General features: G+C 66.0%; 22 protein-coding genes. 21 read left to right on the forward strand and 1 reads right to left on the reverse strand.

Annotated features, from left to right (window positions below):
- The first annotated feature begins 82 nt into the window (after positions 1-82).
- From priA to E3O11_RS11950, 4 genes are read left to right on the forward strand one after another with little or no spacing between them, the layout of a single operon-like run.
- Complete coding sequence (gene priA, locus E3O11_RS11935) at positions 83-829, forward strand: bifunctional 1-(5-phosphoribosyl)-5-((5-phosphoribosylamino)methylideneamino)imidazole-4-carboxamide isomerase/phosphoribosylanthranilate isomerase PriA (protein ID WP_092449858.1); 747 nt, start codon at positions 83-85, stop codon at positions 827-829.
- Complete coding sequence (locus tag E3O11_RS11940) at positions 829-1,668, forward strand: SseB family protein (RefSeq protein WP_092449856.1); 840 nt, start codon at positions 829-831, stop codon at positions 1,666-1,668. The genes priA and E3O11_RS11940 overlap by 1 nt, the downstream gene beginning before the upstream one ends.
- A 48-nt stretch (positions 1,669-1,716) precedes the next feature.
- Positions 1,717-6,420, forward strand: a complete 4,704-nt coding sequence (locus E3O11_RS11945; protein ID WP_092449854.1) for an ATP-dependent helicase — start codon at positions 1,717-1,719, stop codon at positions 6,418-6,420.
- Complete coding sequence (locus E3O11_RS11950; protein WP_092449852.1) at positions 6,413-7,201, forward strand: DNA-formamidopyrimidine glycosylase family protein; 789 nt, start codon at positions 6,413-6,415, stop codon at positions 7,199-7,201. The genes E3O11_RS11945 and E3O11_RS11950 overlap by 8 nt, the downstream gene beginning before the upstream one ends.
- A gap of 66 nt (positions 7,202-7,267) precedes the next feature.
- Here the strand turns inward: E3O11_RS11950 and E3O11_RS11955 are convergent, their stop codons facing one another.
- Complete coding sequence (locus tag E3O11_RS11955; RefSeq protein ID WP_092449850.1) at positions 7,268-7,633, reverse strand: DUF1844 domain-containing protein; 366 nt, start codon at positions 7,631-7,633, stop codon at positions 7,268-7,270.
- A gap of 289 nt (positions 7,634-7,922) precedes the next feature.
- Between E3O11_RS11955 and infC the strand changes: the two genes are divergently transcribed.
- From infC to argH, 17 genes are all read left to right on the forward strand, one after another.
- Positions 7,923-8,549 carry a translation initiation factor IF-3 gene (infC, locus tag E3O11_RS11960; protein ID WP_104127223.1) on the forward strand — a complete coding sequence of 209 codons (627 nt, stop codon included), beginning with the start codon at positions 7,923-7,925 and terminating at the stop codon, positions 8,547-8,549.
- Positions 8,542-8,736 (forward strand): 50S ribosomal protein L35, encoded by a 195-nt coding sequence (rpmI, locus tag E3O11_RS11965; RefSeq protein ID WP_092341054.1) that lies wholly within the window; start codon positions 8,542-8,544, stop codon positions 8,734-8,736. Before infC ends, rpmI begins: the two co-directional genes overlap by 8 nt.
- Before the next feature lie 36 nt (positions 8,737-8,772).
- Positions 8,773-9,165, forward strand: coding sequence for a 50S ribosomal protein L20 (rplT, locus tag E3O11_RS11970; RefSeq protein ID WP_092449848.1), 393 nt, complete (start codon positions 8,773-8,775; stop codon positions 9,163-9,165).
- A gap of 125 nt (positions 9,166-9,290) precedes the next feature.
- A complete protein-coding gene (locus E3O11_RS11975) occupies positions 9,291-10,091 on the forward strand; it encodes a TrmH family RNA methyltransferase (RefSeq protein WP_092449846.1) in 801 nt (266 codons plus the stop codon).
- 263 nt (positions 10,092-10,354) lie between these two features.
- Complete coding sequence (locus E3O11_RS11980; RefSeq protein ID WP_092449844.1) at positions 10,355-11,143, forward strand: amino acid ABC transporter ATP-binding protein; 789 nt, start codon at positions 10,355-10,357, stop codon at positions 11,141-11,143.
- Positions 11,144-11,227: 84 nt separating this feature from the next.
- Entirely contained in the window at positions 11,228-12,091 is an 864-nt protein-coding gene (locus E3O11_RS11985; protein ID WP_092449842.1) for a glutamate ABC transporter substrate-binding protein, read from the forward strand.
- 137 nt (positions 12,092-12,228) lie between these two features.
- A complete protein-coding gene (locus E3O11_RS11990) occupies positions 12,229-12,876 on the forward strand; it encodes an amino acid ABC transporter permease (protein ID WP_092449840.1) in 648 nt (215 codons plus the stop codon).
- A complete protein-coding gene (locus tag E3O11_RS11995; protein WP_092449838.1) occupies positions 12,873-13,781 on the forward strand; it encodes an amino acid ABC transporter permease in 909 nt (302 codons plus the stop codon). Before E3O11_RS11990 ends, E3O11_RS11995 begins: the two co-directional genes overlap by 4 nt.
- 110 nt (positions 13,782-13,891) lie before the next feature.
- Positions 13,892-14,917, forward strand: a complete 1,026-nt coding sequence (gene pheS / locus E3O11_RS12000; RefSeq protein WP_092449836.1) for a phenylalanine--tRNA ligase subunit alpha — start codon at positions 13,892-13,894, stop codon at positions 14,915-14,917.
- Positions 14,917-17,511: a phenylalanine--tRNA ligase subunit beta gene (gene pheT / locus E3O11_RS12005; RefSeq protein ID WP_092449834.1), complete on the forward strand. Its 2,595-nt coding sequence runs from the start codon at positions 14,917-14,919 to the stop codon at positions 17,509-17,511. The genes pheS and pheT overlap by 1 nt, the downstream gene beginning before the upstream one ends.
- A 170-nt stretch (positions 17,512-17,681) precedes the next feature.
- The gene (argC, locus tag E3O11_RS12010) at positions 17,682-18,728 is read left to right on the forward strand and encodes an N-acetyl-gamma-glutamyl-phosphate reductase (protein WP_092449832.1); all 1,047 of its coding nucleotides are present in this window, start codon (positions 17,682-17,684) and stop codon (positions 18,726-18,728) included.
- Positions 18,725-19,906, forward strand: coding sequence for a bifunctional glutamate N-acetyltransferase/amino-acid acetyltransferase ArgJ (argJ, locus tag E3O11_RS12015; RefSeq protein WP_092449830.1), 1,182 nt, complete (start codon positions 18,725-18,727; stop codon positions 19,904-19,906). Before argC ends, argJ begins: the two co-directional genes overlap by 4 nt.
- 2 nt (positions 19,907-19,908) lie before the next feature.
- Entirely contained in the window at positions 19,909-20,817 is a 909-nt protein-coding gene (argB, locus tag E3O11_RS12020) for an acetylglutamate kinase (protein ID WP_092449828.1), read from the forward strand.
- Positions 20,814-21,995: an acetylornithine transaminase gene (locus E3O11_RS12025; RefSeq protein WP_092449826.1), complete on the forward strand. Its 1,182-nt coding sequence runs from the start codon at positions 20,814-20,816 to the stop codon at positions 21,993-21,995. Before argB ends, E3O11_RS12025 begins: the two co-directional genes overlap by 4 nt.
- Before the next feature lie 96 nt (positions 21,996-22,091).
- A complete protein-coding gene (argF, locus tag E3O11_RS12030) occupies positions 22,092-23,021 on the forward strand; it encodes an ornithine carbamoyltransferase (protein WP_092450122.1) in 930 nt (309 codons plus the stop codon).
- A gap of 145 nt (positions 23,022-23,166) precedes the next feature.
- Positions 23,167-24,366, forward strand: coding sequence for an argininosuccinate synthase (locus E3O11_RS12035; RefSeq protein WP_092449824.1), 1,200 nt, complete (start codon positions 23,167-23,169; stop codon positions 24,364-24,366).
- A gap of 7 nt (positions 24,367-24,373) precedes the next feature.
- The gene (gene argH, locus E3O11_RS12040) at positions 24,374-25,804 is read left to right on the forward strand and encodes an argininosuccinate lyase (protein WP_092449822.1); all 1,431 of its coding nucleotides are present in this window, start codon (positions 24,374-24,376) and stop codon (positions 25,802-25,804) included.
- The last annotated feature ends 92 nt before the right edge of the window (positions 25,805-25,896 follow it).

Consider the following 25,896-nt stretch of genomic DNA (forward strand, 5'->3'; position numbering starts at 1 on the left):
TAGACTTCACAGTCCCATCCGCATCACAGCCACAGCCCCTGCAATTGGTCGCACAGCGCGACCGCACCAATCAAGGACACCAATGAGTGAGTTCAACAAGACACCGAGGCTCGTCCTCCTGCCCGCCGTCGATGTGGCCGGCGGCAAGGCGGTTCGCCTGACCCAGGGCGAGGCCGGCACGGAAACGAACTACGGTGACCCCGTCGACGCCGCGGCCGACTGGGCCAGGCAAGGTGCTGAGTGGATTCACCTCGTCGACCTCGACGCGGCCTTCGGCCGTGGCAGCAACACCGGTGTGATCAAGAAGGTCATTCGTCAGGTCAAGGGCGTGAACATCGAGCTCTCCGGCGGTATCCGCGATGACGAATCGCTCGAAGCGGCACTGACCACCGGCGTTAAACGCATCAACCTCGGCACCGCAGCGCTGGAAAACCCGGAGTGGGCGGCGAGCGTCATCGCACAATACGGTGAGGCCGTTGCCGTTGGCCTTGATGTACGCGGAACAACCCTGGCCGCGCGTGGCTGGACCAAAGATGGCGGGGACCTCTGGCAGGTCCTCGAACGGCTCGAAACAGCCGGGTGTGCCCGCTATGTGGTGACCGACGTCACCAAGGACGGCACTCTGCAGGGCCCGAACATCGACCTGCTGCGTCAGGTGCTCGACCGCACGCGCAAGCCGGTCATTGCCTCCGGCGGCATTTCGAGCCTTGATGACATTCAAGCGTTGCGCAAGCTTGTGCCGCTGGGGCTTGAGGGTGCCATCGTGGGCAAGGCGCTCTACGCCGGCGCGTTCACGCTGGCCGAGGCGCTGGACGTCGCGGGGGACTAATGGCTCGGGCGCGAAACCTCGGCTCAACGGGAGACCCCTCGGGCCAGCCGGGCTCAGGGCGACCTGGCGACGGGAATGAGTCAGCCAACACGGCCGACTCGGCCGGCCAGCCGTGGGCCGGACGGGAATTCGAGGCCAACCTCGAAGCCGGTGATGACGGGGCCGCGCCCGCCGCCCTTGCCGCGGCGCTTGCCCGTTTTCAAGCTCGAGAGGCCGGCGAAGAAAGCGTCATCGATGCCATTCGCGGATCTCGTCTGCTCATTCCGCTGGTGACCAAGCTCGGCGAGGCCGCCGTGAACGCGCGCGGGCAGACCATCGATAAAACCCAGGAACTATCGATCATCACGGTTGAAGGGCCGGACGGCCGTACCGTGCTCCCAGTCTTCTCGTCGACCGCTGCCATGGCGGCGTGGAACCCCCTCGCAAGGCCCGTACCAGCGGATGCCGTGCGCGTCGCCCTGGCCGCCGCGCAGGAAGACACCGACCTCGTCGTGCTCGACCCGACATCCCCCGGGGAATTCATCATTCGGCGACCGGCGCTTTGGGCGATCGCCCAGTCGCTGCCGTGGACTCCGAGTTACGCGAGCCACTTCATCGCCGACGCTTTCACCGCATCAATCGCCACGGAACTCTCGGTGCTCTCGGTTCAGCTCATGGCGGGCGACCCGCTGGCGCAGCTCAAAGGTCCCGAACTCGTGGTCCAACTGGAATTGGTCGACGGCCTCACCCAGTCGGACCTTGACGCGATTCTGAGCCGCCTCGGCACCCGGTGGTCGGAGAGCGAGATCATCACGACCGGCGTGGATTCGCTGCGCGTCAAGCTCGTCGCCTCCGCTTAGGTTTCCGGGTGAAACCCGAATGTCGGTGGGGTGAGCGACAATAACGGTATGAGCGACGTTCTTGAACGATTCTCCCCGGCCGCTCGGGCCTGGTTCACCGAGGCTTTCGCGGCACCGACAGCAGCGCAGCTGGGAGCATGGGAGGCCATTTCGTTGGGTTCGCACGCCCTCGTGGTGGCTCCGACTGGGTCGGGCAAGACCCTCGCCGCGTTCCTGTGGGCCATTGACCGGCTGGCCACCGAGTCGGCCGAGTCGGCCGCACCGGCCGTGCCCGCCGCTTCCACGCCCATCACTCGCGTGCCCGCCGCTTCCACGCCCATCACTCGCGTGCCCGCCGCTTCCACGCCCATCACTCGCGTGCTGTATATCTCGCCGCTCAAAGCACTCGGCGTCGATGTGGAACGCAACCTCACCGCTCCGCTCGTGGGAATCACCCGTTCGGCCCAGCGGCTCGGCCTAGAGCCGCCGCGCGTCACGGTTGGCGTGCGCTCGGGAGACACGCCGGCCGCCGACCGGCGCAAACTGGTCACCTCGCCACCCGACATTCTTATCACCACCCCGGAGTCGTTGTTTCTCATGCTGACCTCGGCCGCCCGCGAATCCCTGCGCGGCGTGCAGACCGTCATTATCGATGAGGTGCACGCGGTCGCGGCGAGCAAACGCGGTGCACACCTGGCCGTCTCCCTCGAGCGACTCGACGCCCTGCTGAGCCGGCCGGCGCAACGTATCGGGCTCTCCGCCACGGTGCGGCCGCAGAGCGAGGTGGCCCGATTTCTCGGCGGCGCCGCACCCGTGCAGATCGTGGCTCCGCCCGTGCTGAAACGGTTCGACCTGCGGGTGGTCGTACCGGTGGACGACATGAGCGACCTCGGTCCGGTGCCGCAACGCGAAGGAGTCACGTCAGCTTCGGCGCCGCAGACCGGGTCGATCTGGCCCCACGTAGAGGAGGCCATCGTCGACGAGGTGCTTGCACACTCCTCCAGCATCGTGTTCGCAAACTCGCGCCGCCTCACCGAACGGCTCACGGCGCGGTTCAATGAAATCTATGCCGAGCGCCTGGCCGGGGAGGAGGCATCCGCTCTCGTGACGCTGTCGCGAGGGGACGCCCGGGCGGTGGGCAGCCCCGCGCCTGCCAGACCGCCAGCCGAGCTCATGGGCGCAAGCGGCGAGAGTGCGGGGGCCGAACCGCTGCTCGCTCGCGCGCATCACGGTTCGGTCAGCAAAGAGCAGCGCGCGCTCATTGAAGACGACCTGAAATCGGGGCGGCTGCGCTGTGTCGTCGCCACGTCGAGCCTTGAACTCGGCATTGATATGGGCGCCGTCGACTTGGTCGTGCAAGTGGAGTCACCGCCGTCGGTTTCGAGCGGGCTGCAACGGCTCGGCCGGGCCGGGCATCAGGTGGGTGAGATTTCGCGCGGGGTCATCTACCCCAAACATCGGGCCGACCTCATCCACGCCGCGGTCGCCGCCGAACGCATGGTCGCCGGTGCCATCGAATCGCTGCGGGTGCCGACCAATCCGCTCGATATCCTGGCCCAGCAGACGGTCGCGGCCTGCGCGCTCGAACCAATCGACGTCGAGACCTGGTTCGACACCTTGCGGCGCAGCGCACCCTTCGTAACCCTGCCCCGCTCCGCCTACGAGGCCACCCTCGACCTGCTGGCCGGTCGGTATCCCTCCGACCAGTTCGCAGAACTGCGCCCGCGCATCGTCTGGGATCGCGACGCCGGCACCCTCACCGGCCGCCCCGGCGCGCAACGGCTGGCCGTCACCAGTGGCGGCACCATTCCCGACCGCGGTCTATTTGGCGTCTTCATGGTCGGCGGAGAGCAGATCACCGGCAAACGGGTCGGTGAACTCGACGAGGAGATGGTCTACGAGTCCCGCGTGAATGATGTCTTCGCGCTCGGCACCACGAGCTGGCGCATTCAGGAGATCACGCACGACCGAGTACTCGTCGTGCCGGCGTTCGGGCAGCCCGGGAGGCTGCCGTTCTGGAAGGGCGACGGGCTGGGCCGCCCGGCCGAACTGGGCCAGGCCATCGGTGCCTTCGTGCGCGAGGTCGGCAGCCTGCCGGCCGACCAAGCCAGGGACCGCTGCGCCGTGGGTGGCCTCGACGACCGGGCGATCACTAACCTGCTGGCCTTTCTCGGCGAGCAACGCGCTGCCACCGGGCAACTGCCGACCGACCGCACGCTCGTGGTCGAACGCTTTCGTGACGAGCTGGGGGACTGGCGGGTCGTGCTGCATTCCCCGTACGGCGCCCCGGTAAACGCACCGTGGGCACTCGCGGTCGGTGCCCGCGTGCGCGAACGCTATGGAATCGACGGCTCCTGCGTGGCAAGTGACGACGGCATCGTCGTACGCATTCCCGACACCGAAACCGAGCCGCCCGGCAGCGAACTGTTCGTGTTCGACCCCGACGAGCTCGAGCAACTGGTCACCGACGAGGTTGGTGGCTCGGCTCTGTTCGCGTCCCGGTTTCGCGAGTGCGCCGCCCGAGCCCTGCTTCTGCCCCGCTACAAGCCCGGGGCGCGCTCACCGCTCTGGCAGCAACGCCAGAAGGCGGCGCAACTGCTCGACGTGGCCCGCACCTTCCCCACTTTTCCGATCATTCTCGAAACCCTGCGGGAATGCCTGCAAGACGTCTACGACCTGCCAGCCCTCGGGGTGCTGGCCCGACAGATCGCTTCGCGCGAACTGCGCCTGATCGAAATCACGACCGACACCGCGAGCCCGTTCGCGAGTACCCTATTGTTCGGTTACGTCGCCGCCTTCATGTATGAGGGCGACACCCCGCTGGCCGAGCGGCGGGCGACCGCCCTCGCGATCGACTCGAGCCTGCTCGCCGAACTCCTGGGTCGGGTCGAGCTGCGGGAGCTGCTCGACCCAGCCATCATCGACCAGACCGACCGGGAACTGCAGCGGCTCACCTCCGACTACCGGGCCAAGGGCGTTGAGGGTGTCGCGGACCTGCTGCGTACCCTGGGGCCGCTCAACACCAGCGAGGTCGCCGAGCGGATGCTCCTGCCCGCGCCCGAATCGCCGCACGTGCCCGGTGCGATGGCGGCAGAGCAGGCCCTGCTCGCTCTCGTTGATGCCCGCCGTGCCATCCGGGTCAACGTCGGCGGTGAGGATCGCTGGGCGGCGGTCGAAGACGCCAGCCGGTTGCGCGATGCCCTCGGTGTTCCCCTGCCGATCGGCGTTCCCTCCGCCTTCACCGAATCCGTGCCTGATCCGCTCGGTGATCTGGTGAGCCGGTATGCGCGTTCCCACGGGCCCTTCACAACGAATGCCGTCGCCGACCGGTTTGGCCTCGGTACGGCCGTCGTCCAAATCGCCCTCGGCCGACTCGCCGATGCCCGACGCATCGTGGCCGGAGAGTTTCGACCCAACGGCAGCGGCCTGGAATGGTGCGACGCCGAGGTGCTGCGGCGGCTCCGCCGTCGTTCCCTCGCCGCGCTCCGGCACGAGGTCGAACCGGTCGACCAACGGGCGATCGGCCGGTTTCTGCCGGCCTGGCAGCACGTGGGCGGAAAGCTGCGCGGAATCGACGGCGTCGCATCCGTTGTTGAGCAGCTGGAGGGGGCGCGCATTCCGGCATCCGCGTGGGAGACGCTCATTCTGCCCGCCCGGGTCAGCGACTACCGTCCGGATATGCTCGACGAACTCACCAACGCGGGCGAGGTGCTCTGGGCCGGCGGGGGAACGCTTGCCGGCAATGACGGCTGGGTGAGCCTGCACCTCGCCGAAACCGCCCAGCTCACCCTGCCGGTACCGATCGACGTCGAAACGACGCCCCTGCAACAGGAGATCCTGGCGACCCTGGGCAGTAATGGTGCCTACTTCTTTCGGCAACTTGCCGATGCCGTCGGTAGCCAGAATGACCAGGAATTGGTGCATGCGCTGTGGGACCTGGTCTGGGCCGGCCTGATCACCAATGACACCTTCGCCCCGGTCCGGTCGCTTCTCTCCGGCGGTCACACCGCGCATCGTCCGAGCCGGGCCGTGCCCCGGGCACGCCTGCACCGCGGGCGGTCGATGCCCCGGCCGAGCCTGGCGAGCCGCGGCGGACCACCGACGGTGTCGGGTCGCTGGTCGATTCTGCCCGTGGCCGACGACTCACCGACCCGCCGCGCGCACGCCCTGGGGGAGACCCTGCTCGAACGCTACGGAGTAGTGACGCGCGGCGCGGTCATGGCCGAGAGCGTCATCGGCGGATTCTCCCTCGTCTACCGCACGCTCACCGGATTCGAGGAGATGGCGCGCTGCCGACGCGGCTACTTCATCGAGGGGCTCGGCGCTGCCCAGTTCGCCACCGGCGGCACCATCGACCGGCTGCGCACCTTCGCCGCCGGGGTAGCCGACTCGTCGGTCGGGCATCCGGCCGTGGTGACCTTGGCCGCGACCGACCCGGCGAACGCGTACGGTGCTGCCCTGCCGTGGCCAGCGCTCCCCGGCGACACCACCCATCGCCCGGGCCGGAAGGCGGGTGCACTCGTCGTGCTCGTCGATGGCGCCCTCGTGCTCTACGTCGAGCGCGGCGGCAAGACCGTGGTTGCCTTCGAGACGGATGAGGCCACGCTCGCGGCCGCCACGGCGAGCCTGGCTGCTCTGGTCACAACGGGTCGCATCCAGAAAATCGCGGTCGAAACGGCCAACGGCGTGTTCGTCATGGGCACCGAGGTGGGTGCGGCTCTGCGCGCCGCGGGATTCACCGAGACTCCAAAAGGGCTGAGGCTTCGTGCCTGAGGGCGATACCGTCTATCGCACGGCCCGAACCCTCGACCAGGCGCTGCGCGGCAGTATTCTCACCGGCTGCGACATCCGCGTGCCAGCCTTCGCGACCGCCGATCTTACGGGCCAGACCGTGCACGAGGTCGTCAGTCGCGGCAAACATCTACTGCACCGGGTCGGCGAGACGAGCATTCACTCGCATCTGAAAATGGAGGGCGCCTGGCACCTGTACCGGCCCGGCACGCGGTGGCAGCGGCCGGCGTTCCAGGCGCGCATTGTGCTGCAGACCCTGGACTGGGTCGCGGTCGGGTTCGAGCTTGGTGTGCTGGAGCTGGTTCCTACCCGGGCCGAGTCGGAGGTGGTCGGCTATCTCGGACCCGACCTGCTCGACACCGAATGGAGTGCGGTCAACAGCGCCGAGGCGGCCACTCGCCTCGCTGCTCGGCCCGAACAACCCGTCATTCTGGCCCTCGCCGACCAGCGCAATCTGGCCGGACTCGGCAACGTCTACGTCAACGAACTCTGCTTTCTGCGCGGACTCTTGCCGACCCGGCCCCTGGCCGAGGTTACCGACGTCCCCGGACTCGTCGCCCTGGCCCGGCGCCTGCTCCTGGCCAATAAAGACCGCGACGAACGCACGACCACCGGCAACCTGCGCCGCGGCACCCAGACCTGGGTCTACGGGCGAGGCGGTCAGGCGTGCCGACGCTGCGGAACCCACATTCAACGCAGCACTCTCGGTCGCAGCGATGTCGAGCAGCGCAATACATTCTGGTGCCCGCACTGCCAGACCTGACTCAAGCTGCGCAGAACGGATGCCGTCGGTCGGGTGACCGGCGGCATCCGTTCGTGAGGGGAGGAATCAGTTGACCGGGCCGGTGAGCTTCTCGCCGGGGCCTTCGCCGATCGCGTCGGGAAAGGCGGACGCCTCGCGGAACGCCAGCTGCAGTGAGCGCAGCCCGTCGCGTAGGCTTCCTGCATGAAGGCTGGAGATGTCGGGAGCGGCAGCCGTGACCAGCCCGGCGAGAGCACTGATCAGTTTGCGCGCCTCGTCAAGGTCGATCTGGGCATCGGGATCGTCGGCGAGCCCGCACTTGACGGCGGCCGCGCTCATCAGGTGCACCGCGGCCGTGGTGATGATCTCGACAGCGGCCACATCAGCGATATCGCGCGTTGCCTGTGCTGCATCCTGCTCAAAATCCGTATCTTGCTCAAAACTAGGGCTCACTGCATTCCTCTGCTAGGCTTGTCTTTGGTTCCGAGACAATAGTCTCGGTACGAAAGTGGAGAATCTCCCACCCGCGCATACCGCTTCATCAAGGTTACCGGGTAGATTGCACTCCGCCGTCGCGTTATCGCCTCCCTCGGGAAGGTGGCAGCGTGAGGGTAGACAGGGTGCCGTGTGGAACACATCAACGAAAAAGTTGGCGTGGAAATCGCGTGATTTTTCTCTCTTCGTCCCCAGGCGGCATCCGCTGTCTGGTTGTGATCACGAAGTTAACCAAGAGGAGAGACGCATCAGCGATCCCCGTACAAATGACCGTATACGCGTCCCCGAAGTTCGTCTCGTTGGTCCCAACGGCGAGCAGGTCGGGGTCGTGGCGATTGATGTTGCCCTGCGCCTGGCACAGGATGCCGACCTCGACCTCGTCGAAGTTGCACCCGAAGCCAAGCCGCCCGTGGCCAAGATCATGGACTACGGCAAGTTCAAGTACGAGGCTGCGCAAAAGGCCAAGGAGGCCAGGCGCAACCAGGCGAACACGATCCTGAAAGAGGTTCGTTTCCGTCTCAAGATTGATACGCACGACTACGAGACCAAGCGCAAACGCGCCGAAGGCTTCCTGAAGAGCGGTGACAAGGTCAAGGCCATGATTCTTTTTCGTGGCCGTGAACAGTCCCGGCCTGATCAGGGCGTACGACTGCTCCAAAAATTTGCCGAGGATGTCGCCGAGTACGGTTCCGTGGAATCGACTCCGATGATCGACGGTCGAAACATGGTCATGGTGATTGGCCCGTTGAAAAACAAGTCAGAAGCCAAGGCCGAGATCAACGCCCACAAGGCTGCCGAGAAGGCAGACAAGGTCGCCGATAAGGCAGACAAGGTTGCCGACAAGGCAGCGAAACAGGAGGAACCACATGCCTAAGATGAAGACCCACTCCGGAACCAAGAAGCGTTTCAAGGTCACCGGAAGCGGAAAGATCATGAAGCAGCAGGCCGGACTTCGTCACAACCTCGAAGTCAAGAGCACGCAGCGCAAGTCCCGTTTGAACCAGGACCAGGTGCTGGCCAAGTCAGACCAGAAGGTCATCAAGAAGCTTCTCGGTCTGTAACACCAGGCCCCCGTAACGAATAAGGATTTGTAAAAAATGGCAAGAGTAAAGAGGGCCGTAAACGCCCACAAGAGTCGCCGCGTTATTCTCGAACGCGCCAAGGGCTACCGCGGACAGCGTTCACGCCTGGTCACCAAGGCGAAGGAGCAGCTCACTCACTCCTTCACCTATAGCTACCGCGACCGTCGCGCACGCAAGGGTGACTTCCGTCGCCTGTGGATCCAGCGGATCAACGCTGCGTCGCGCGCCAATGGCCTGACCTACAACCGTCTGATCCAGGGCCTCGGCCTGGCCGGCATCGAGGTTGACCGTCGTATCCTCGCCGACCTGGCCGTCAACGAGGCAGCGACGTTCGCCGCCCTCGTTGAGAGCGCCAAGGCAGCCCTTCCCGCCGACACGTCGGCACCGAAGGTCGCCGTCAAGGCGTAATGCTTCACCGTGATTGACCACCACCGGCTGCCTCCTGGGCGTGAACGTGGTGAATCGGTCAGAGTTCCACAGTGAGGAGCGGGCGACCTGGTCGCCCGCTCCTTTTCTGCAAGTAAACTTGCCACATGCTTGATAATCCACGTTCACCGCGCGTCCGTGCCGTCGCAAAACTTGCCAAGCGCGACGCGCGCCTCGAGTCCGGTCTCTTTCTGCTCGAAGGCCCGCAGGCCGTCTCAGAAGCCCTCACCTTTCGCCCAGAGCTCGTCGTGGAGCTGTTTGCCACGCCGACCGCGCTCGATCGCTATACCGATCTGGCCCAGAAGGCCGTCGACGCCCAGGTCGAGGTGGAGTTCGTCTCCGAAGAGGTACTCGAGGCCATGGCCGACACGGTCACCCCGCAGGGCTTCGTGGCTGTCTGCCACCAGTTCCCCACCTCGGTCAAGAAGATCTTCAACGCGGGCCCCAAGCTCGTCGCCATTCTCGAAGAGGTGCGCGACCCCGGCAACGCCGGCACCATCATTCGGGCAGCGGATGCCGCTGGCGCGGACGCCGTCATCCTCACCGGTCGCAGCGTTGACCTGTACAACCCCAAGGTCATCCGTTCCTCGACCGGCTCCATTTTTCACCTCCCTGTCGCCATCGCGGCTGATCTCTCCGACGTGCTGGACCGTGCTCGCTCCGCCGGCCTGCAGCTGTTCGCCGCCGACATCAAGGGTTCCGACCTGCTTTCCGCCCGCAATGAGGGGCTGCTCGCCGCTCCGACGGTGTGGCTGTTCGGCAACGAGGCCCGCGGCCTGACCGATGAAGACCTCGCCCGGGTCGACCGCAGCGTCAGCGTGCCGATCTACGGCGAGGCTGAGTCGATGAACCTGGCGACCGCGGCATCCGTTTGCCTGTACGAAAGCGCGTTCGCCCAGCGCGCCTGACCTGCCGTTCCGAACAAAAACTCGATGCCCGGACTGCTCCGTCCGGGCATCCGGCATGCCCGGGGCGAGTGTGCTCGGGCATGGCCGAGCCGACCCTTTTTCTGCGGCGACCGAGCCGCTGGACGGGCCGGCCGGTGCCCGGCCGGAGACCGCCGGCTGACCTGCTACATAGCACAGACGACGGATGCCTGGACTGTTACAAATGCGTTACTGTCCGGGAATTTGGCACCCCTCATCCGGTGATCTGTTCTAAGTTGGGGGGTATGGAGCCAATAGATTCGTCCCCGGCCACCTCGAATATCACCGTTCGTCGGGGCGAACCGCTAGTCGTCGTCAAGGACATCAACAAGCACTACGGAGAACTGCACGTTCTCAAGAACATCAACGCCGTAGTCAACCGCGGCGAGGTGGTCGTCGTGATCGGACCAAGTGGGTCGGGAAAATCGACGCTCTGCCGGGCCATCAACCGCCTCGAGACCATCGATGGCGGCGTCATCACCATCGATGGCGTCAAGCTTCCGGAAGAGGGCAAAGCCCTGGCCCACCTGCGTGCGGACGTCGGCATGGTCTTTCAGGCCTTCAACCTGTTTGCGCACAAGACCGTGCTTGAAAATGTGACCCTCGGTCCGATCAAGGTGCGCGGCCTCAAGAAAGCCGACGCCGAGAAGAAGGCGATGGCACTGCTCGACCGTGTCGGAGTAGCCAACCAGGCGCAGAAGATGCCCGCACAGTTATCCGGTGGCCAGCAACAGCGCGTCGCCATTGCGCGTGCCCTGGCCATGGATCCGAAGGTCATCCTTCTCGACGAGCCGACCAGTGCCCTCGACCCGGAGATGATCAATGAGGTGCTCGAGGTCATGGTCGACCTCGCCAACGACGGTATGACCATGATCGTCGTGACGCACGAGATGGGCTTCGCCCGCAGGGCCGCAGACCGCGTCATCTTCATGGCGGAGGGCGAAATCGTCGAGGAGACCTCCCCGGAGGAATTCTTCACGAACCCGCAGACCACCCGCGCTCAGGACTTCCTCTCCAAAATTCTCGACCACTAAAACTTTCTTCCACTAGATCTCTTGTCCACTAGTCAGTGTGCAAGATCGTCCAGAGCACCTCACAGCAATCAGGAGCAGACACAAATGAGACTCAAAAAAGGCCTTGCAATTTCGGCCCTTGCCCTCGCCAGCGCACTCGTACTCAGCGGTTGCACCGACTCCGGGGCAACCACCGACACGGTCGACGTAGCCGACGCCCCCGAATTCGAAGCGGGAACTACCATGGCCGCCCTCGCCGAAGCCGGCGAGATCACCATCGGCACCAAGTTCGACCAGCCGCTCTTCGGCCTCAAGGGCACGGGAGACCCCATCGGCTTCGACATCGAGATCGGCAAGCTCGTCGCCGGTGCGCTCGGAATCAGCGCCGACAACATCAACTGGATCGAAACCATCTCCGCGAACCGCGAGCCGTTCATCATCAACGGCCAGGTCGATATGGTTGTCGCCACCTACACGATCAACGATACGCGCAAGGAATCCGTCTCCTTCGCCGGACCGTATTACTCGGCCGGGCAGGACCTGCTCGTGCTCGCGGGCAACACCGACATTACCGGCCCAGAGGACCTCGCCGGTAAGGCTGTTTGCACCGTGAGCGGTTCTACTTCGGAGAAGAACATCGCCGAGTACACGACGGACATCATCGCCACGGATGCTTATTCCAACTGCCTCGGCCCGCTGCGCAGCGGCGAAGTCGCCGCTGTGACCACCGATAACGTGATTCTCGCGGGCCTCGCCGACCAGAACGGTGATGAGTTCGAGGTCGTCAACAACCCGTTTACCGAGGAGCCCTACGGTATCGGCGTTGCGCTCGAAGACACGGAGTTCCGTAACTTCATCAACGATGTACTCGAAGCCTCCTACGAAGACGGAACGTGGGTGAAAGCCTGGGAAGCCACCGCGGGCAGCGTTCTCGACACCCCAGAGCCGCCGGCCGTCGACCGCTACTAGGTCGATTGCAGCAGCAGCGCACTCGCGCTCAGTCCGGATGGCCCGTTCGTCTCACGGACGGGCCATCCGGGTGAACCCGCACTACGATCTATCCGGTCGCTCACACAGTTTTACATCTACAGAAGGGGAGGTGAGTTGTGGACGCAGTTATCGACAACCTGCCGTTGTTCTTGGAAGGCTTCCGGAACACGCTGGGCCTCCTCGCTGTCGCCGGCGTGGGCGCATTCATCCTCGGCGTGCTCGTCGCCGCAATGCGCATCTCACCCGTGGCATCGCTCCGGGCCTTCGCCACGGTTTACACCGAAATTGTGCGTAACACACCGCTCACGCTCGTGTTGTTCTTCTGCGCCTACCTGCTGCCCTACCTGCAATTCTCGCCGGGGTACTTTCAGCTCGCTGCGATCGGCCTGACGGTGTACACCTCGCCGTTCGTCGCCGAAGCGCTGCGCTCCGGCGTCAACGGCGTGCACGTGGGCCAGGCCGAGGCCGCCCGTAGTGTCGGCCTGACCTTTGGCCAGACGCTCTCCTTTATCGTTCTGCCGCAGGCGTTCCGAATGGTGATCCCCCCGCTGATCAACGTGTTCATCGCCCTGGCCAAGAACACCTCGGTCGCCGGCGCATTCTTCGTCTTTGAACTTTTCGGGGCGGCTCGCCGTATCACCAACGATCGTGGGGACGCCGTCATTGCGATCCTGCTCGCGGTTGCCGCGTTCTACCTCATCATCACCATTCCTTTGGGCTTCATCGCCGGCAGGATCGAGAAGAAGGTGGCGGTACTCCGATGACCTCCGTGCTCTACGACGTTCCCGGCCCCCGAGCCCGCTTCCGCTCCAAGATCTTCTCCGTCGTCGGCGTCGTCATCATTGTTGGTGCTTTGCTGACCCTGATCGTGGTTTTGGGCCTTCCCAAGACGAGTGCCAACGGGGCCGTGCAGCCCGGCATCTGGGATGCCTCCCGTTGGGACGTCCTCAACGACGTGCAGGTCTGGCGCACCCTGGGCATCGGCGCCTTAAACACGCTGCGGATGGCCTTCGTCGCGGCGGCTTTTGCCCTCGTGATCGGCGTTCTCTTCTCCTTCGGCCGTTCCTCCGGCGCCGCCTGGATCCGCATCCCGACCACGATCGTGCTCGAATTCTTCCGCGGCATGCCCGTGCTGCTGATGATGCTGTTCATCCTGCTGGTCTTTTCTACCGGTTCGTTCTGGGCCGGCGTGGCCGCCCTGGCCGTCTATAACGGTGCAATCATTGGCGAGGCCCTGCGCGCGGGCATCAACGCCCTGCCGAGCGGACAGCGTGAAGCTGGGCTGGCCATCGGCCTGACGCCGATCGCGACGCGTTTTCGCATCGAATTTCCGCAGGCGTTTCGCCAGATGCTTCCGATCATCATCGCGCAGCTGGTTGTGCTGCTCAAGGACACCTCGCTGGCCTTTGTGGTCGGCTACCCCGAACTGATGCGCTCCGGAAACTACAACCTGGGTACCTTCTTCGGCAACCAATACCAGTTCTCGTTCTTCTTCGTCGTGCTTGCCATCTACCTGACGATGAACCTGTCGCTGTCTTGGCTGGCCCGCCGAATCGCCAAGCGCACCGGGCCACAGGCTGGCAAGCTCATCAAACCCGACCCTACGCCGCCGATCGACCCGAACCTCGTCGACCCGCGCGCACTGGGTGCGCAGAGCAGAGGCCAGTAGCAAGCCCGCTAAACTTGGGCCTTGTGTCTGTTCCCAGCGTTCCCCCAGAGCCCACCACACCATCCGATCCGGCGGCACCTGACGCCGTCGCATCCGCTCAGCCGGAGCCGTTGATCTCCGAAGACGCCGTCAACGCCGCGGTTGACGCGGCATTAGCCGCCATCGCTGCCGCCACTACGACCGCCGCGCTCAAGCGTGTGCGCAGCGAGCACGCGGGGGAGTCGTCGCCGTTGTCGAAGCTCAACGCGCTCATGCGCAGCGTGCCCGGAAACCAGAAGGCCGCCGCCGGCAAGCTCGTCGGCCAGGCCCGCGGCGCTGTCACGAAGGCGCTGACCGCCCGCGAAGACGAGATCGGTGCGATTGAAGCCGCCGCCCGGCTGCTCGCCGAAACGGTGGACGTGACGGCCGCAGCATCCGCTTGGAAAGCCGGGGCGCGGCATCCGATTTCACTGCTGACCGAACGGGCCGCCGACGTGTTTGTGGCCATGGGCTGGGAAGTAGCCGAAGGACCGGAGCTCGAGAGCGAATGGTTCAACTTCGACGGGCTCAACTTCGACGAGGACCACCCCGCCCGCGCCATGCAGGACACCTTCTTCGTCGAACCGACGGATGCCCACCTCGTTTTGCGCACGCAGACCTCGCCCGTGCAGCTGCGCGCGTTGCTCAGCCGCGAGCTTCCGGTGTACGTGGTCGCGCCCGGACGGGTGTTTCGCACCGATGAGCTCGACGCGACGCACACGCCGGTGTTCCACCAGATCGAGGGCATCGCCATCGACAAGGGCCTCACCATGGCGAACCTGCGCGGCACGCTCGACCACTTCGTGCAGGCCTTGTTCGGCCCCGAAGCCAAGGTACGCCTGCGCCCGAACTACTTTCCGTTCACCGAACCGAGCGCCGAGCTCGACGTCTGGCACCCGACCTTCAAGGACGGCGCGCGCTGGATCGAGTGGGGCGGCTGCGGCATGGTGCACCCTAACGTGCTGCGCTCCGCCGGAATCGACCCCGAGGTGTACTCCGGGTTCGCGTTCGGCGTCGGCGTGGAACGAGCAGTGATGTTTAGAAATGACGTAAAGGACATGCACGACATGGTCGAAGGCGATATCCGGTTCAGCCAGCAGTATGGGATGACGATCTAATGCGGGTACCACTGTCCTGGCTCGGCGAATTCGTCGACCTCGCGCCCGGCACGACGCCGGAAGACGTGCACGCCGCTCTCGTCAGTGTCGGCCTCGAAGAAGAAGACATCCACCGCTTCGAGGTGTCCGGCCCGATCGTGGTCGGCGAGGTACTCGAATTCGTCGGCGAAGAGCAGAGCAACGGCAAGACCATCAACTGGTGCCAGGTGCGCGTAGCCCCCGAGGGTGAACTCGCCGCCGACGGCGGCCCGGCGGTGCACGGCATTATCTGTGGTGCGCACAACTTCGCCGTCGGCGACAAGGTCGTTGTGACCCTGCCCGGCGCCTCGCTGCCGGGACCGTTTCCGATCGCCGCCCGCAAAACGTACGGCCACGTCTCCGACGGTATGATCGCCTCGGCCCGTGAACTCGGCCTTGGCGACGAGCACGATGGCATTCTGCTGCTGTCATCGCTCGGCATCGACGCCCCGGTGGGAACGGATGCCATCCCCCTGCTGGGCCTGGACGACAGCGCCGTCGAGATCAACGTGACGCCTGACCGCGGCTACGCCTTCTCCATTCGCGGCGTCGCCCGCGAATATTCGCACGCGACCGGCGTACCGTTTCGGGACCCCGCACTCGCCCTCACCGTCGTGGCCCCGGTCACTCGGTTCCCGGTCACGATCGACGACCAGGCCCCGATTCGGGACCGGACCGGTGCGACGGTGTTCGTGACCCGCGTCGTGCGCGGCGTCGACCCGACCCGGCCAACCCCGGCCTGGATGATCGCCCGGTTGGGGCTGGTCGGCATCCGCTCGATCTCGCTCGTAGTCGACGTGACCAACTACGTGATGTTCGAGCTCGGCCAGCCGCTGCACGGCTACGACCTCGACAAGCTGGCCGGCGGCATCATCGTGCGACGCGCGACCGCCGGCGAGAAATTCACCACGCTCGACGCCGTCACCCGCACGCTCAACATCGAAGATCTGCTGATCACCGACGAATCCGGGCCAATAGGCCTGGCCGGAGTGATGGGAGGGGCGAACACCGAGATCAGCTCGGAGACCGTCAATGTGCTCGTCGAGGCCGCCAACTTCGACCCGGTGTCCATTGCGCGCTCGGCCCGCCGCCACAAGCTGCCTAGCGAGGCGAGCAAGCGGTTCGAACGTGGCGTCGACCCGCAGGTTGCTGCCGTTGCCGCCGCCCGCGTGGTGCAGCTGCTGGTGGAACTTGCCGGGGGAGTTGCCGACAACCTCGGGTCGGTTTACAACGAGGCGCCGGCCGCACAGCCGATTCTGCTGCCGACCGGATTCGTGTCGGGCCTGATCGGCTTTGCCTACACTGGCGACGAGGTGCGTGCTGCCCTGGTCGACGTCGGTGCCTCCCTCGAGGAAGCCGACGGCGACCTGCAGGTCACTCCGCCGAGCTGGCGCCCTGACCTCACCGACAAGTGGACCCTGGCCGAGGAGGTCGCCCGCATTGTCGGATACGACAAGATTCCCTCGGTTCTGCCGGTCGCGCCGCCCGGCCGCGGCCTGACGCACACCCAGACGCTGCGCCGCACGGTCGCGCAGACCCTCGCCGCCACCGGCCACAGTGAGGTGCTGACCTATCCGTTCGTCTCCGAGCAGGCGAACAACCTGTTCGGTGTGGCCGTCGTGCCGTCGCAGACGGATACTGACAGCACCGACGGTGCTGCGGCATCCGCTGCCCCGGTCGCGGTGCCCCAGATGAAGGTCGCCAACCCGCTCGACGGTGAGGCGCCGTACTTGCGCTCCTCGATCCTGCCCGGAATGCTGCAGATCGCGCACCGCAACCGTTCTCGCGGGCTCGTCGATGTGGCCATCTACGAGCAGGGCCTGGTCTTTCGGCCCGTGGCCGGGGTGAGCTACGGCATGGCTGTGCTTCCCGCCGGGGCCGCACGTCCGAGCACGCAGGATGAGGCGGCGCTGAACGCGGGGATTGTGCCGCAGCCGCTTCTGGTCGGCGTCGTTCTCATCGGCAACGACGTGCGGCACCAGCCGGGCCAGGCTGCCGTCGCCGCCGGCTGGCAGTCGGCGCTGGCCGCCGTGCAGCAGGTGGCGCTGGCCACCGGGGTGCGCATCGAGGTTCGCCAGGGTCGGCACCCGGCGATGCACCCCGGGCGCACCGCCGAACTGTTCGTCGCTGCTCCGGGCACCGCCGCCACGGTGTCGGTTGGATTTGCCGGCGAACTACTGCCCGCGGTAGCCGACGACTACGACCTGCCCGCAGTCGTCGCCGTCGCAGAGATTAACCTCGCGCTCGTCTTCGCGCAGGCCGGAGTGATCAATACGGTCACGCCGATCCGCACGATGCCCGCCGCCACCCAGGACCTCTCGCTCGTCGTGGCGGCCTCCGTGCCGGCTGCTGACCTGCGTGCGGCCGTGGCGGAGGGCGCCGGTGACCTGCTCGAGAGCATCGAACTGGTCGATGACTACCGCGGTGCCGGAGTCGAACCCGGCCAGAAATCACTCACCTTCGCGCTGCGTTTTCGCGGTGAGGAACGCACGCTGACCGCTGCCGAAGCCAGCGCTGCGCGCCTGGCCGGTGTCGCTCTCGCGGCCGACCGGTTCGGCGCGACCCTGCGCGAGTAAACGCTGGTGAGCGGATGCCGCGGCCCGACCCTGCGGGGTCGGCCCGCGGCATCCGCTGTTCGGGCTGCGAGGTGCAGCGTTCGGATGCGGCCGGGACCGCACCGAACTCGCGCATGACGCCGCGCGCCGATGCGGAACCGGGGCCGCCGGGGCCGCGCTAGGTTTAACCCATGGTTTTTTCGGTGGCAGTGGCGGGCGCGAGCGGGTATGCGGGCGGCGAACTGCTGCGGCTGCTCGCCGGACACCCCGAATTCGAGGTGCGCACGGTCACCGCGCACAGCAATGCCGGGCAGCTCCTCATCGATGTGCAACCATCGCTGCGTTCCCTCGCCCACCTGACCCTGGTCGACACGACCCCGCAAAACCTCAGCGGGCATGACGTCGTCTTCGTCGCCCTGCCGCACGGAAAATCCGGCGAGCTGACCGCGCACCTGCCGGCCGACACCCTCGTCATCGATTGCGGCGCCGACCATCGCCTCGAGAACCCCGACGACTGGGCCGCGTTCTACGGCGGCGACTACTTTGGCGCCTGGAGCTACGGCGTACCAGAACTGCTGATCGGCACCGGCAAGCAGCGCGACCGACTGGTCGGTGCCCGCCGCATCGCCGCCCCCGGTTGCAACGCCAGCACGGTCGCCCTCGCCCTGGCTCCCGGCATCCAGGCCGGCGTGATCGAGGCGCAGGACCTAGTCGCGGTGCTCGCCGTCGGCCCGAGCGGTGCCGGCAAGAGCCTGAAGCTACCCAACCTCGCGGCCGAGATCCTCGGCTCGGCCAACCCCTACGCCGTCGGCGGCACCCACCGGCACATTCCCGAGATCGTGCAGTCGTTGCGCTGGGCCGGCTCCGAAACCAACGCCACCATCTCGTTCACCCCGGTGATCGTGCCGATGGCTCGCGGTATCCTCGCCACCGCGACCGCTCGAATTGTGCCGGGCACCAGCGCCGCGGTCGTGCGTGCCGCCTGGCAGAGCGCCTACGCCGACGAACCGTTCGTGCACCTGCTGCCCGAGGGGCACTTTCCGCGCACGGCTGACGTTATCGGCGCGAACACAGCCCTGATCGGCCTGGCCGTCGACGTAGCAGCCGGCCGGGTCGTCACGATCACCGCCATCGATAATCTTGTTAAGGGCACCGCCGGCGCTGCCATCCAATCCGCCAACATTGCCCTGGGCCTGACCGAAACGCTCGGTCTGACCCTGAATGGAGTTGCTCCGTGAGTGTCACCCTTCCCGCCGGTTTTGCTGCTGCCGGTGTCACCGCCGGCCTGAAAAAGTCCGGCGGGCTCGACCTCGCCCTCGTGCAAAATCTCGGTCCGCTGCAGAACGCCGCGACCGTGTTCACGAGCAACCGCTGCCAGGCCAACCCCGTCATCTGGAGCACCCAGGTCATGAGCGACGGCCGGGTCAGCGCGATCGTGCTCAACTCGGGCGGCGCCAACTGTTATACCGGCAGCATCGGCTTCCAGACCACCCATGCCACCGCCGAAGCGGTCGCCACGCGCCTCGACATCTCCTCCGGCGACGTACTGGTCTGCTCCACCGGGCTGATCGGAGAACAGCTCGACCTCGACCTCGTCACCGCCGGCGTCTGGGACGCTACCCTCGCCATCAAAACGGATGCCGCCACCACGCCCGAAGCCGGCCTCCTGGCCGCGCAGGCTATCATGACCACCGACACTCGCCCGAAGCAGGCCTCCCACACCTCGCCTCACGGCTGGAGCATTGGCGCAATGGCCAAGGGTGCCGGTATGCTCGCGCCGGGACTGGCCACGATGCTCGTCGTCATCACGACCGACGCCGTGCTCAGCTCGACCGACCTCGACACTGCGCTCCGCGCGGCGACCCGGGTCACTTTCGACCGCCTCGATTCCGATGGCTGCATGTCGACCAACGACACCGTGAGCCTGCTCTGCTCCGGGGCGAGTGCCGTCCCCACCGACCACGCGGAATTCAGCAAAGCGCTCACCGACACCTGCCGCGACCTGGTCCTGCAGCTGCAGGGTGACGCCGAGGGCGCCGCGCACGACGTGGCGATCACGGTCACCAACGCCGTCTCCGACGACGAAGCCGTCACCGTGGCCCGTGCGGTCTCGCGTAGCAACCTGTTCAAGTCGGCCATCTTCGGCAACGACCCCAACTGGGGCCGAGTGCTCGCCGCCGTCGGAACGGTACCGGTTCAGGACGCCGCATTCGACCCCTACGGCATCGATGTCGCCATCAACGGTGTGCAGGTCTGCACAGCGGGGGAGCCCGACCAGCCGCGCGAACTCGTCGACCTCTCGGGCCGCGCCGTGACTGTATTGATCGACCTGCACGCGGGTAGTGAAACGGCCACGCTGTGGACCAACGACCTCACCCACGATTACGTCGAAGAGAACAGCGCGTACTCGAGCTGAATATGACCGACATCACCCACGCAGACGAAACCAGCCAGGCCGAAGCATCCGTCAAAGCCGCGACGCTGATCGAAGCGCTGCCCTGGCTCAAACGCTTTCACGACCAGATCATCGTCGTGAAATTCGGCGGCAACGCCATGGTCAGCGAAGAGCTGCAACGCGCCTTCGCCGAGGACATGGTTTACCTGCGCTACGCCGGAATTCGCCCGGTCGTCGTGCACGGCGGCGGCCCGCAAATCTCGGCCATGCTCAAGCGCCTCGGCATCGAGAGCGAGTTTCGCGGCGGCTACCGGGTGACCACGCCCGAAGCGATGGACGTGGTGCGCATGGTGCTCACCGGCCAGATCAACCGCGACCTGGTCAGCCACATCAACCAGCACGGTCCGCTCGCCGCCGGACTGTCCGGCGAAGACGCCGGCCTGTTCCGCGGAAGACGTCGCGGCGTGGTCATCGACGGCGAAGAAGTCGACCTCGGACTGGTCGGCGACGTCATCGACGTCGACCCCGAAGCGGTGCTCGCCCAGCTCGCGGCAGGCCGCATCCCGGTGGTCTCGTCGATCGCCCCCGATACGGATGTCCCCGGCCAGTCCCTCAACGTCAACGCCGACGCTGCTGCTGCCGCACTCGCGATCGCGCTCGGCGCGGCGAAGCTCGTGATTCTCACCGACGTCGCCGGGCTTTACCGAGACTGGCCGAACCGGGATTCGCTGGTGTCGATCATCGACGTGGTCGAGCTGCGCGGTCTGCTTCCGCAGCTGGAATCAGGCATGATCCCCAAAATGACCGCCTGCCTCGACGCCGTCGAGGGCGGCGTCGCCAAGGCCGCGATCATCGACGGGCGAGTGCCGCACTCGATCCTGCTCGAAATTTTTACTGGAAGCGGCATCGGCACGGAGGTAGTACCCGCATGACTCAACATCCCTGGCAAGACCGTTTCGCCGACGCGATGATGAAAACCTTCAGCCCGCCGTTGGCCATGCTCGTGCGCGGTGAGGGCTGCTATGTCTGGGACGAAAAAGGCACCCAGTACCTCGACTTTCTGGCCGGCATCGCCGTGAACTCGCTCGGCCACGCCCACCCCGAGGTCGTCGCCGCCGTCACGAAGCAGATCGGCACGATCAGCCACGTCTCCAACTATTTCGCCACGCCGCCGCAGATCGAGCTGGCCGAACGTCTCAAGCGCATCACCGGCGCCGGCGACGAAGGTCGGGTTTACTTCTGCAACTCCGGCGCCGAGGCCAACGAGGCCGCGTTCAAACTGGCCCGCCTCAACAATAAGGGCCACCGCAACCGCATTATTTCGCTGCACGACTCCTTCCACGGTCGCACCATGGGAGCCCTCGCGCTCTCCGGCAAACCGCACATGCGCGAGGCCTTCGAACCGGTTCCCGGCGGCGTCGAACACATCGACAGCACGATCAAGGCACTCGAAGCGACCATCGACACCACCGTCGCCGCACTGTTTCTCGAACCGGTCAAGGGCGAGGCCGGCGTCATCGACCTGCCCGATGGCTATCTGAAGCGTGCGCGGGAGCTGTGCACCGAGCACGGTGTGCTGCTCATCCTCGATGAGATCCAGACCGGCATCGCTCGTTCCGGCGCCTGGTTCGCCTACAACCACGCCGACATTCTTCCGGATGCTGTCACCATCGCCAAAGGGATGGGCGGCGGTGTTCCCATTGGTGCGCTCGTCACCTTTGGCTGGGCCTCCGAACTGTTTCGCCGTGGCCAGCACGGCTCGACCTTCGCCGGGAATCCGCTGGTGACCGCGACCGCGAACGCGGTGCTCGGCGTGATCGAACGCGACGATCTCGCCGCCAACGCCACCTTAAGGGGCCAGCAGCTGCGCGAGATCATTCTCGGTTTCAAGTCTCCCTGGATCGAGGAAGTGCGTGGGCGCGGACTGCTGCTCGGCATCGGCCTGACCGAACCGGTCGCGTTGAAGCTGGGAGCTGCCGCTTTGGCCGAGGGCCTGATCGTCAACGCCGCCAATGAGACCAGCATTCGAATCGCCCCACCGCTGATCGTGGGTGACACCGAACTCGCCGACTTCCAGGACCGGTTCGGGCGAGCCCTGGCCAGCCTCTAGGCTGGACGAATCCCTCTGTGCTTGCTGGGAACCGTGCGGGGCCGCTGGAGCGGCATCCGCTTGCCCGCTAAAAGCATTCCAACCGAAAGTGACACCGTGACCCGCCATTTCCTGCGCGACGACGACATCTCCCCGGCCGAACAGGCCGAGATTCTCGACCTGGCCCTGGAGCTGAAGCGAGACCGATTCGCGGTGCGCCCGCTCAATGGCCCGCAGACCGTGGCGGTCATTTTCGACAAGTCTTCGACCCGCACCCGGGTGTCCTTCGCGGTCGGCATCGCCGACCTCGGCGGCAGCCCGCTCATCATCAGCACCGCGAACAGCCAGCTCGGCGGCAAGGAAACCGCCGCCGACACCGCTCGCGTGTTGGAACGCCAGGTCGCCGCAATCGTCTGGCGCACCTACGGTCAGGCCGGACTCGAAGAAATGGCGCTCGGTACCACGGTGCCGGTCATCAACGCGCTCAGCGATGATTTTCACCCCTGCCAGCTGCTCGCCGACCTGCTCACCATCCGGGAACACCGCGGCGACCTGGCCGGCCAGATCCTCGCCTTTCTCGGCGACGGCGCCTGCAACATGGGCCAGTCCTACCTGCTCGCCGGCGCGACTGCGGGGATGCACGTGCGTATCGCGTCGCCGGTCGGGTACACCCCCACCGATCAGGTCGTAGCGGATGCGACCGCCATCGCCGCCCAGACCGGCGGCTCGGTCGCGCTGTTCACTGACCCGCGCGAGGCCGTCACCGGTGTCGATGTGGTCATCACCGATACCTGGGTGTCGATGGGTAAGGAAGAGGAGAAGGCCGCGCGCCTCGGCGACCTCGGCCAGTACCGGGTCGACGCGGAACTGATGAGCCTGGCCAAGCCGGGCGCGCACTTCATGCACTGCCTGCCGGCCGACCGCGGCTACGAGGTGACCGCCGACGTCATCGACGGCCCGCAGAGCATCATCTGGGACGAGGCGGAGAACCGCCTGCACGCCCAGAAGGCGCTGTTGGTCTGGCTGCTCGCCCACAACGCGGCCTGACCGACCCGATCGCGGCCATCCGCTCTCATGCTTTCTGACCGGGCCTGGGCCCGGAAAGAGTGAGAGAAGCGGGCGGGCGACCGGGCGACCGGGGGCCGCGCCACAGCACGTAAACTTTAGACAGATCAAGATTTTAGGGAGAACCATGGCGGAACGCGTTGTACTCGCATACTCGGGGGGACTGGATACCTCGGTCGGCATCGGCTGGCTCAAAGATGCCACCGGCAAAGAGGTTGTAGCCCTCGCCGTCGACGTCGGACAGGAGGGCGAAGACATGGACGTAATCCGTCAGCGCGCCCTCGACTGCGGCGCCGTCGAATCCATCGTCATCGACGCCAAGGACGAGTTCGCCAACGACTACATCATCCCGACACTCAAGGCCAACGCCCTGTACCAGAAGCGTTATCCGCTGGTCTCAGCCATCAGCCGCCCGCTGATCGCCAAGTACCTCGCCTCCACCGCCAAGGAACTCGGCGCCGACAGCGTCGCCCACGGCTGCACCGGTAAGGGCAACGACCAGGTTCGATTCGAAGCCGCCGTCGCCGCGCTCGCCCCCGAGCTGACCTCGCTCGCCCCGGTCCGCGACTTCGCGCTGACCCGCGACAAAGCCATCGAGTACGCCGCCAAGCATGACCTGCCCATCGTGCAGTCCAAGAAGAGCCCGTACTCGGTCGACCAGAACGTCTGGGGTCGCGCAGTCGAGACCGGATTCCTCGAAGATCCGTGGAACGCGCCGATCGAAGACCTGTACACCTACACGCAGGACCCGTCGGTCACCCGCGCCCCGACCGAGGTCGTCATCTCCTTCGAGCAGGGTGTGCCCGTCGCCATCGACGGCAAGAAGGTCACCCCGCTGCAGATGATCCAGCTCATGAACCGTCTCGCCGGCGACCAGGGTGTCGGTCGCATCGACATCGTCGAGGACCGTCTGGTCGGCATTAAGAGCCGTGAAATCTACGAAGCCCCCGCGGGAATGGCGCTCATCGCCGCCCACGAAGAGCTAGAGAACATGACCGTCGAACGTGACGTCGCCCGCTACAAGCGCGGCGTCGAGAGCAAATGGGCCGAGCTCGTCTACGACGGCCTGTGGTTCTCCGGCCTGAAGAAGAGCCTCGACGTGTTCATCGAGGACACTCAGAAGTACGTGACCGGCGACATCCGTTTAAAAATGCACGCCGGCACTGCCGTCGTCACGGGGCGTTCGAGCACGACCAGCCTGTACGACTTCAACCTCGCCACCTACGACACCGGCGACTCCTTCGACCAGACCATGGCGAAGGGCTTCATCGAGCTGTGGTCGCTGCCGAGCAAGGTCGCCGCACGACGCGACGCCGCCGCGAAGTAGGGCATCCGTGTCGAGTGAGAAAAACCGCGCCGGCCGAGCTGGTGCCCTCTGGGGCGGCCGTTTCGCCGGGGGACCGTCGCCGGAACTGGCACGGCTGAGCAAGTCGACCCAGTTCGACTGGATGCTGGCCGAATACGACCTGCAGGGCAGCCGCGCGCATGCTAGGGCCCTCGCCGCCGCCGGATATCTCACCGACACCGAATTGACCCAGATGGTCGGCGCGCTCGAACAACTCGAGCGCGCCGTCGTGTCCGGCGAATTTCTGCCAGCCGAAGCCGATGAAGACGTGCACTCGGCCCTTGAACGTGGCCTCATCGACATCATCGGCGTCGAGGTCGGCGGCAAACTTCGCGCCGGCCGCAGCCGCAATGACCAGGTCGCAACGCTTGTGCGCATGTGGCTGCGCGACCACGCCGCCATTCTCGCCTCCCTCGTCATCGAACTGATCGACGCCCTCGCCGCTCAGGCCGAAGCGCACTCCGGGGCCATCATGCCCGGCCGCACCCACCTGCAGCACGCCCAGCCGGTGCTGCTCGCCCACCACCTGCTGGCGCACTGCTGGCCACTCGTGCGCGACCTCGACCGCTTCGCGGACTGGGGCCGGCGAGCGGATGCGTCCCCCTACGGTTCAGGCGCCCTCGCCGGCAATACCCTCGGTCTCGACGCGCATCTCGTCGCCGTCGACCTGGGCTTCGCCGCCGTGGTTGAGAACTCCATCGACGGCACCGCGAGCCGCGACCTGGTCGCCGAATTCGCCTACATCACCGCTCAAATCGGCATCGACATGTCGCGGCTGGCCGAAGAGATCATTCTCTGGAACACCCGCGAATTCGGGTTCGTCACCCTCGACGACGCCTATTCCACCGGGTCCTCGATCATGCCGCAGAAGAAGAATCCAGACATCGCCGAGCTCGCTCGCGGCAAGTCGGGCCGCCTGATCGGCAACCTCACCGGGCTGCTCACCACGCTCAAGGGCCTGCCGCTCGCCTACAACCGCGACCTGCAGGAAGACAAAGAGCCGGTCTTCGACTCGATCCAGACCCTCGAAGTACTGTTGCCCGCCTTCACCGGCATGGTCGCGACACTCACCTTCCACACCGAGCGGATGGCCGAGCTCGCGCCGCAGGGGTTCTCCCTCGCCACGGATGTCGCCGAATGGCTGGTCAAACGCCACGTTTCGTTCCGTGATGCGCACGAGATCACCGGTTCGCTGGTGAAGTTCGCCGAGACGAACGGACTCGACCTGCACGAGGTCGACGACGCGGCGCTGCTGGCGATTTCGCCGCACCTCGTTCCGGAGGTGCGCGAGGTGCTCACCATCCGCGGATCGGTCGACAGCCGCGACGGCGCCGGCGGAACCGCGCCGGTGCGCGTCGCCGAGCAGCGGGCCCACCTGGTCAACCGGGTACGCGACCTGACGGCGGAGCTCAGCCGGTAACCGTGCCGAACGCGTCCGGCCCGGCTGGAAAGTCAGTGGGGTTGGCGCTTGGAATCGAGTCCTCGTGGTGGTTTTGGATGCCGGGGGAGGCA

Origin of the sequence: Cryobacterium levicorallinum (assembly GCF_004402405.1) — a bacterium.
Taxonomy (GTDB): domain Bacteria; phylum Actinomycetota; class Actinomycetes; order Actinomycetales; family Microbacteriaceae; genus Cryobacterium; species Cryobacterium levicorallinum.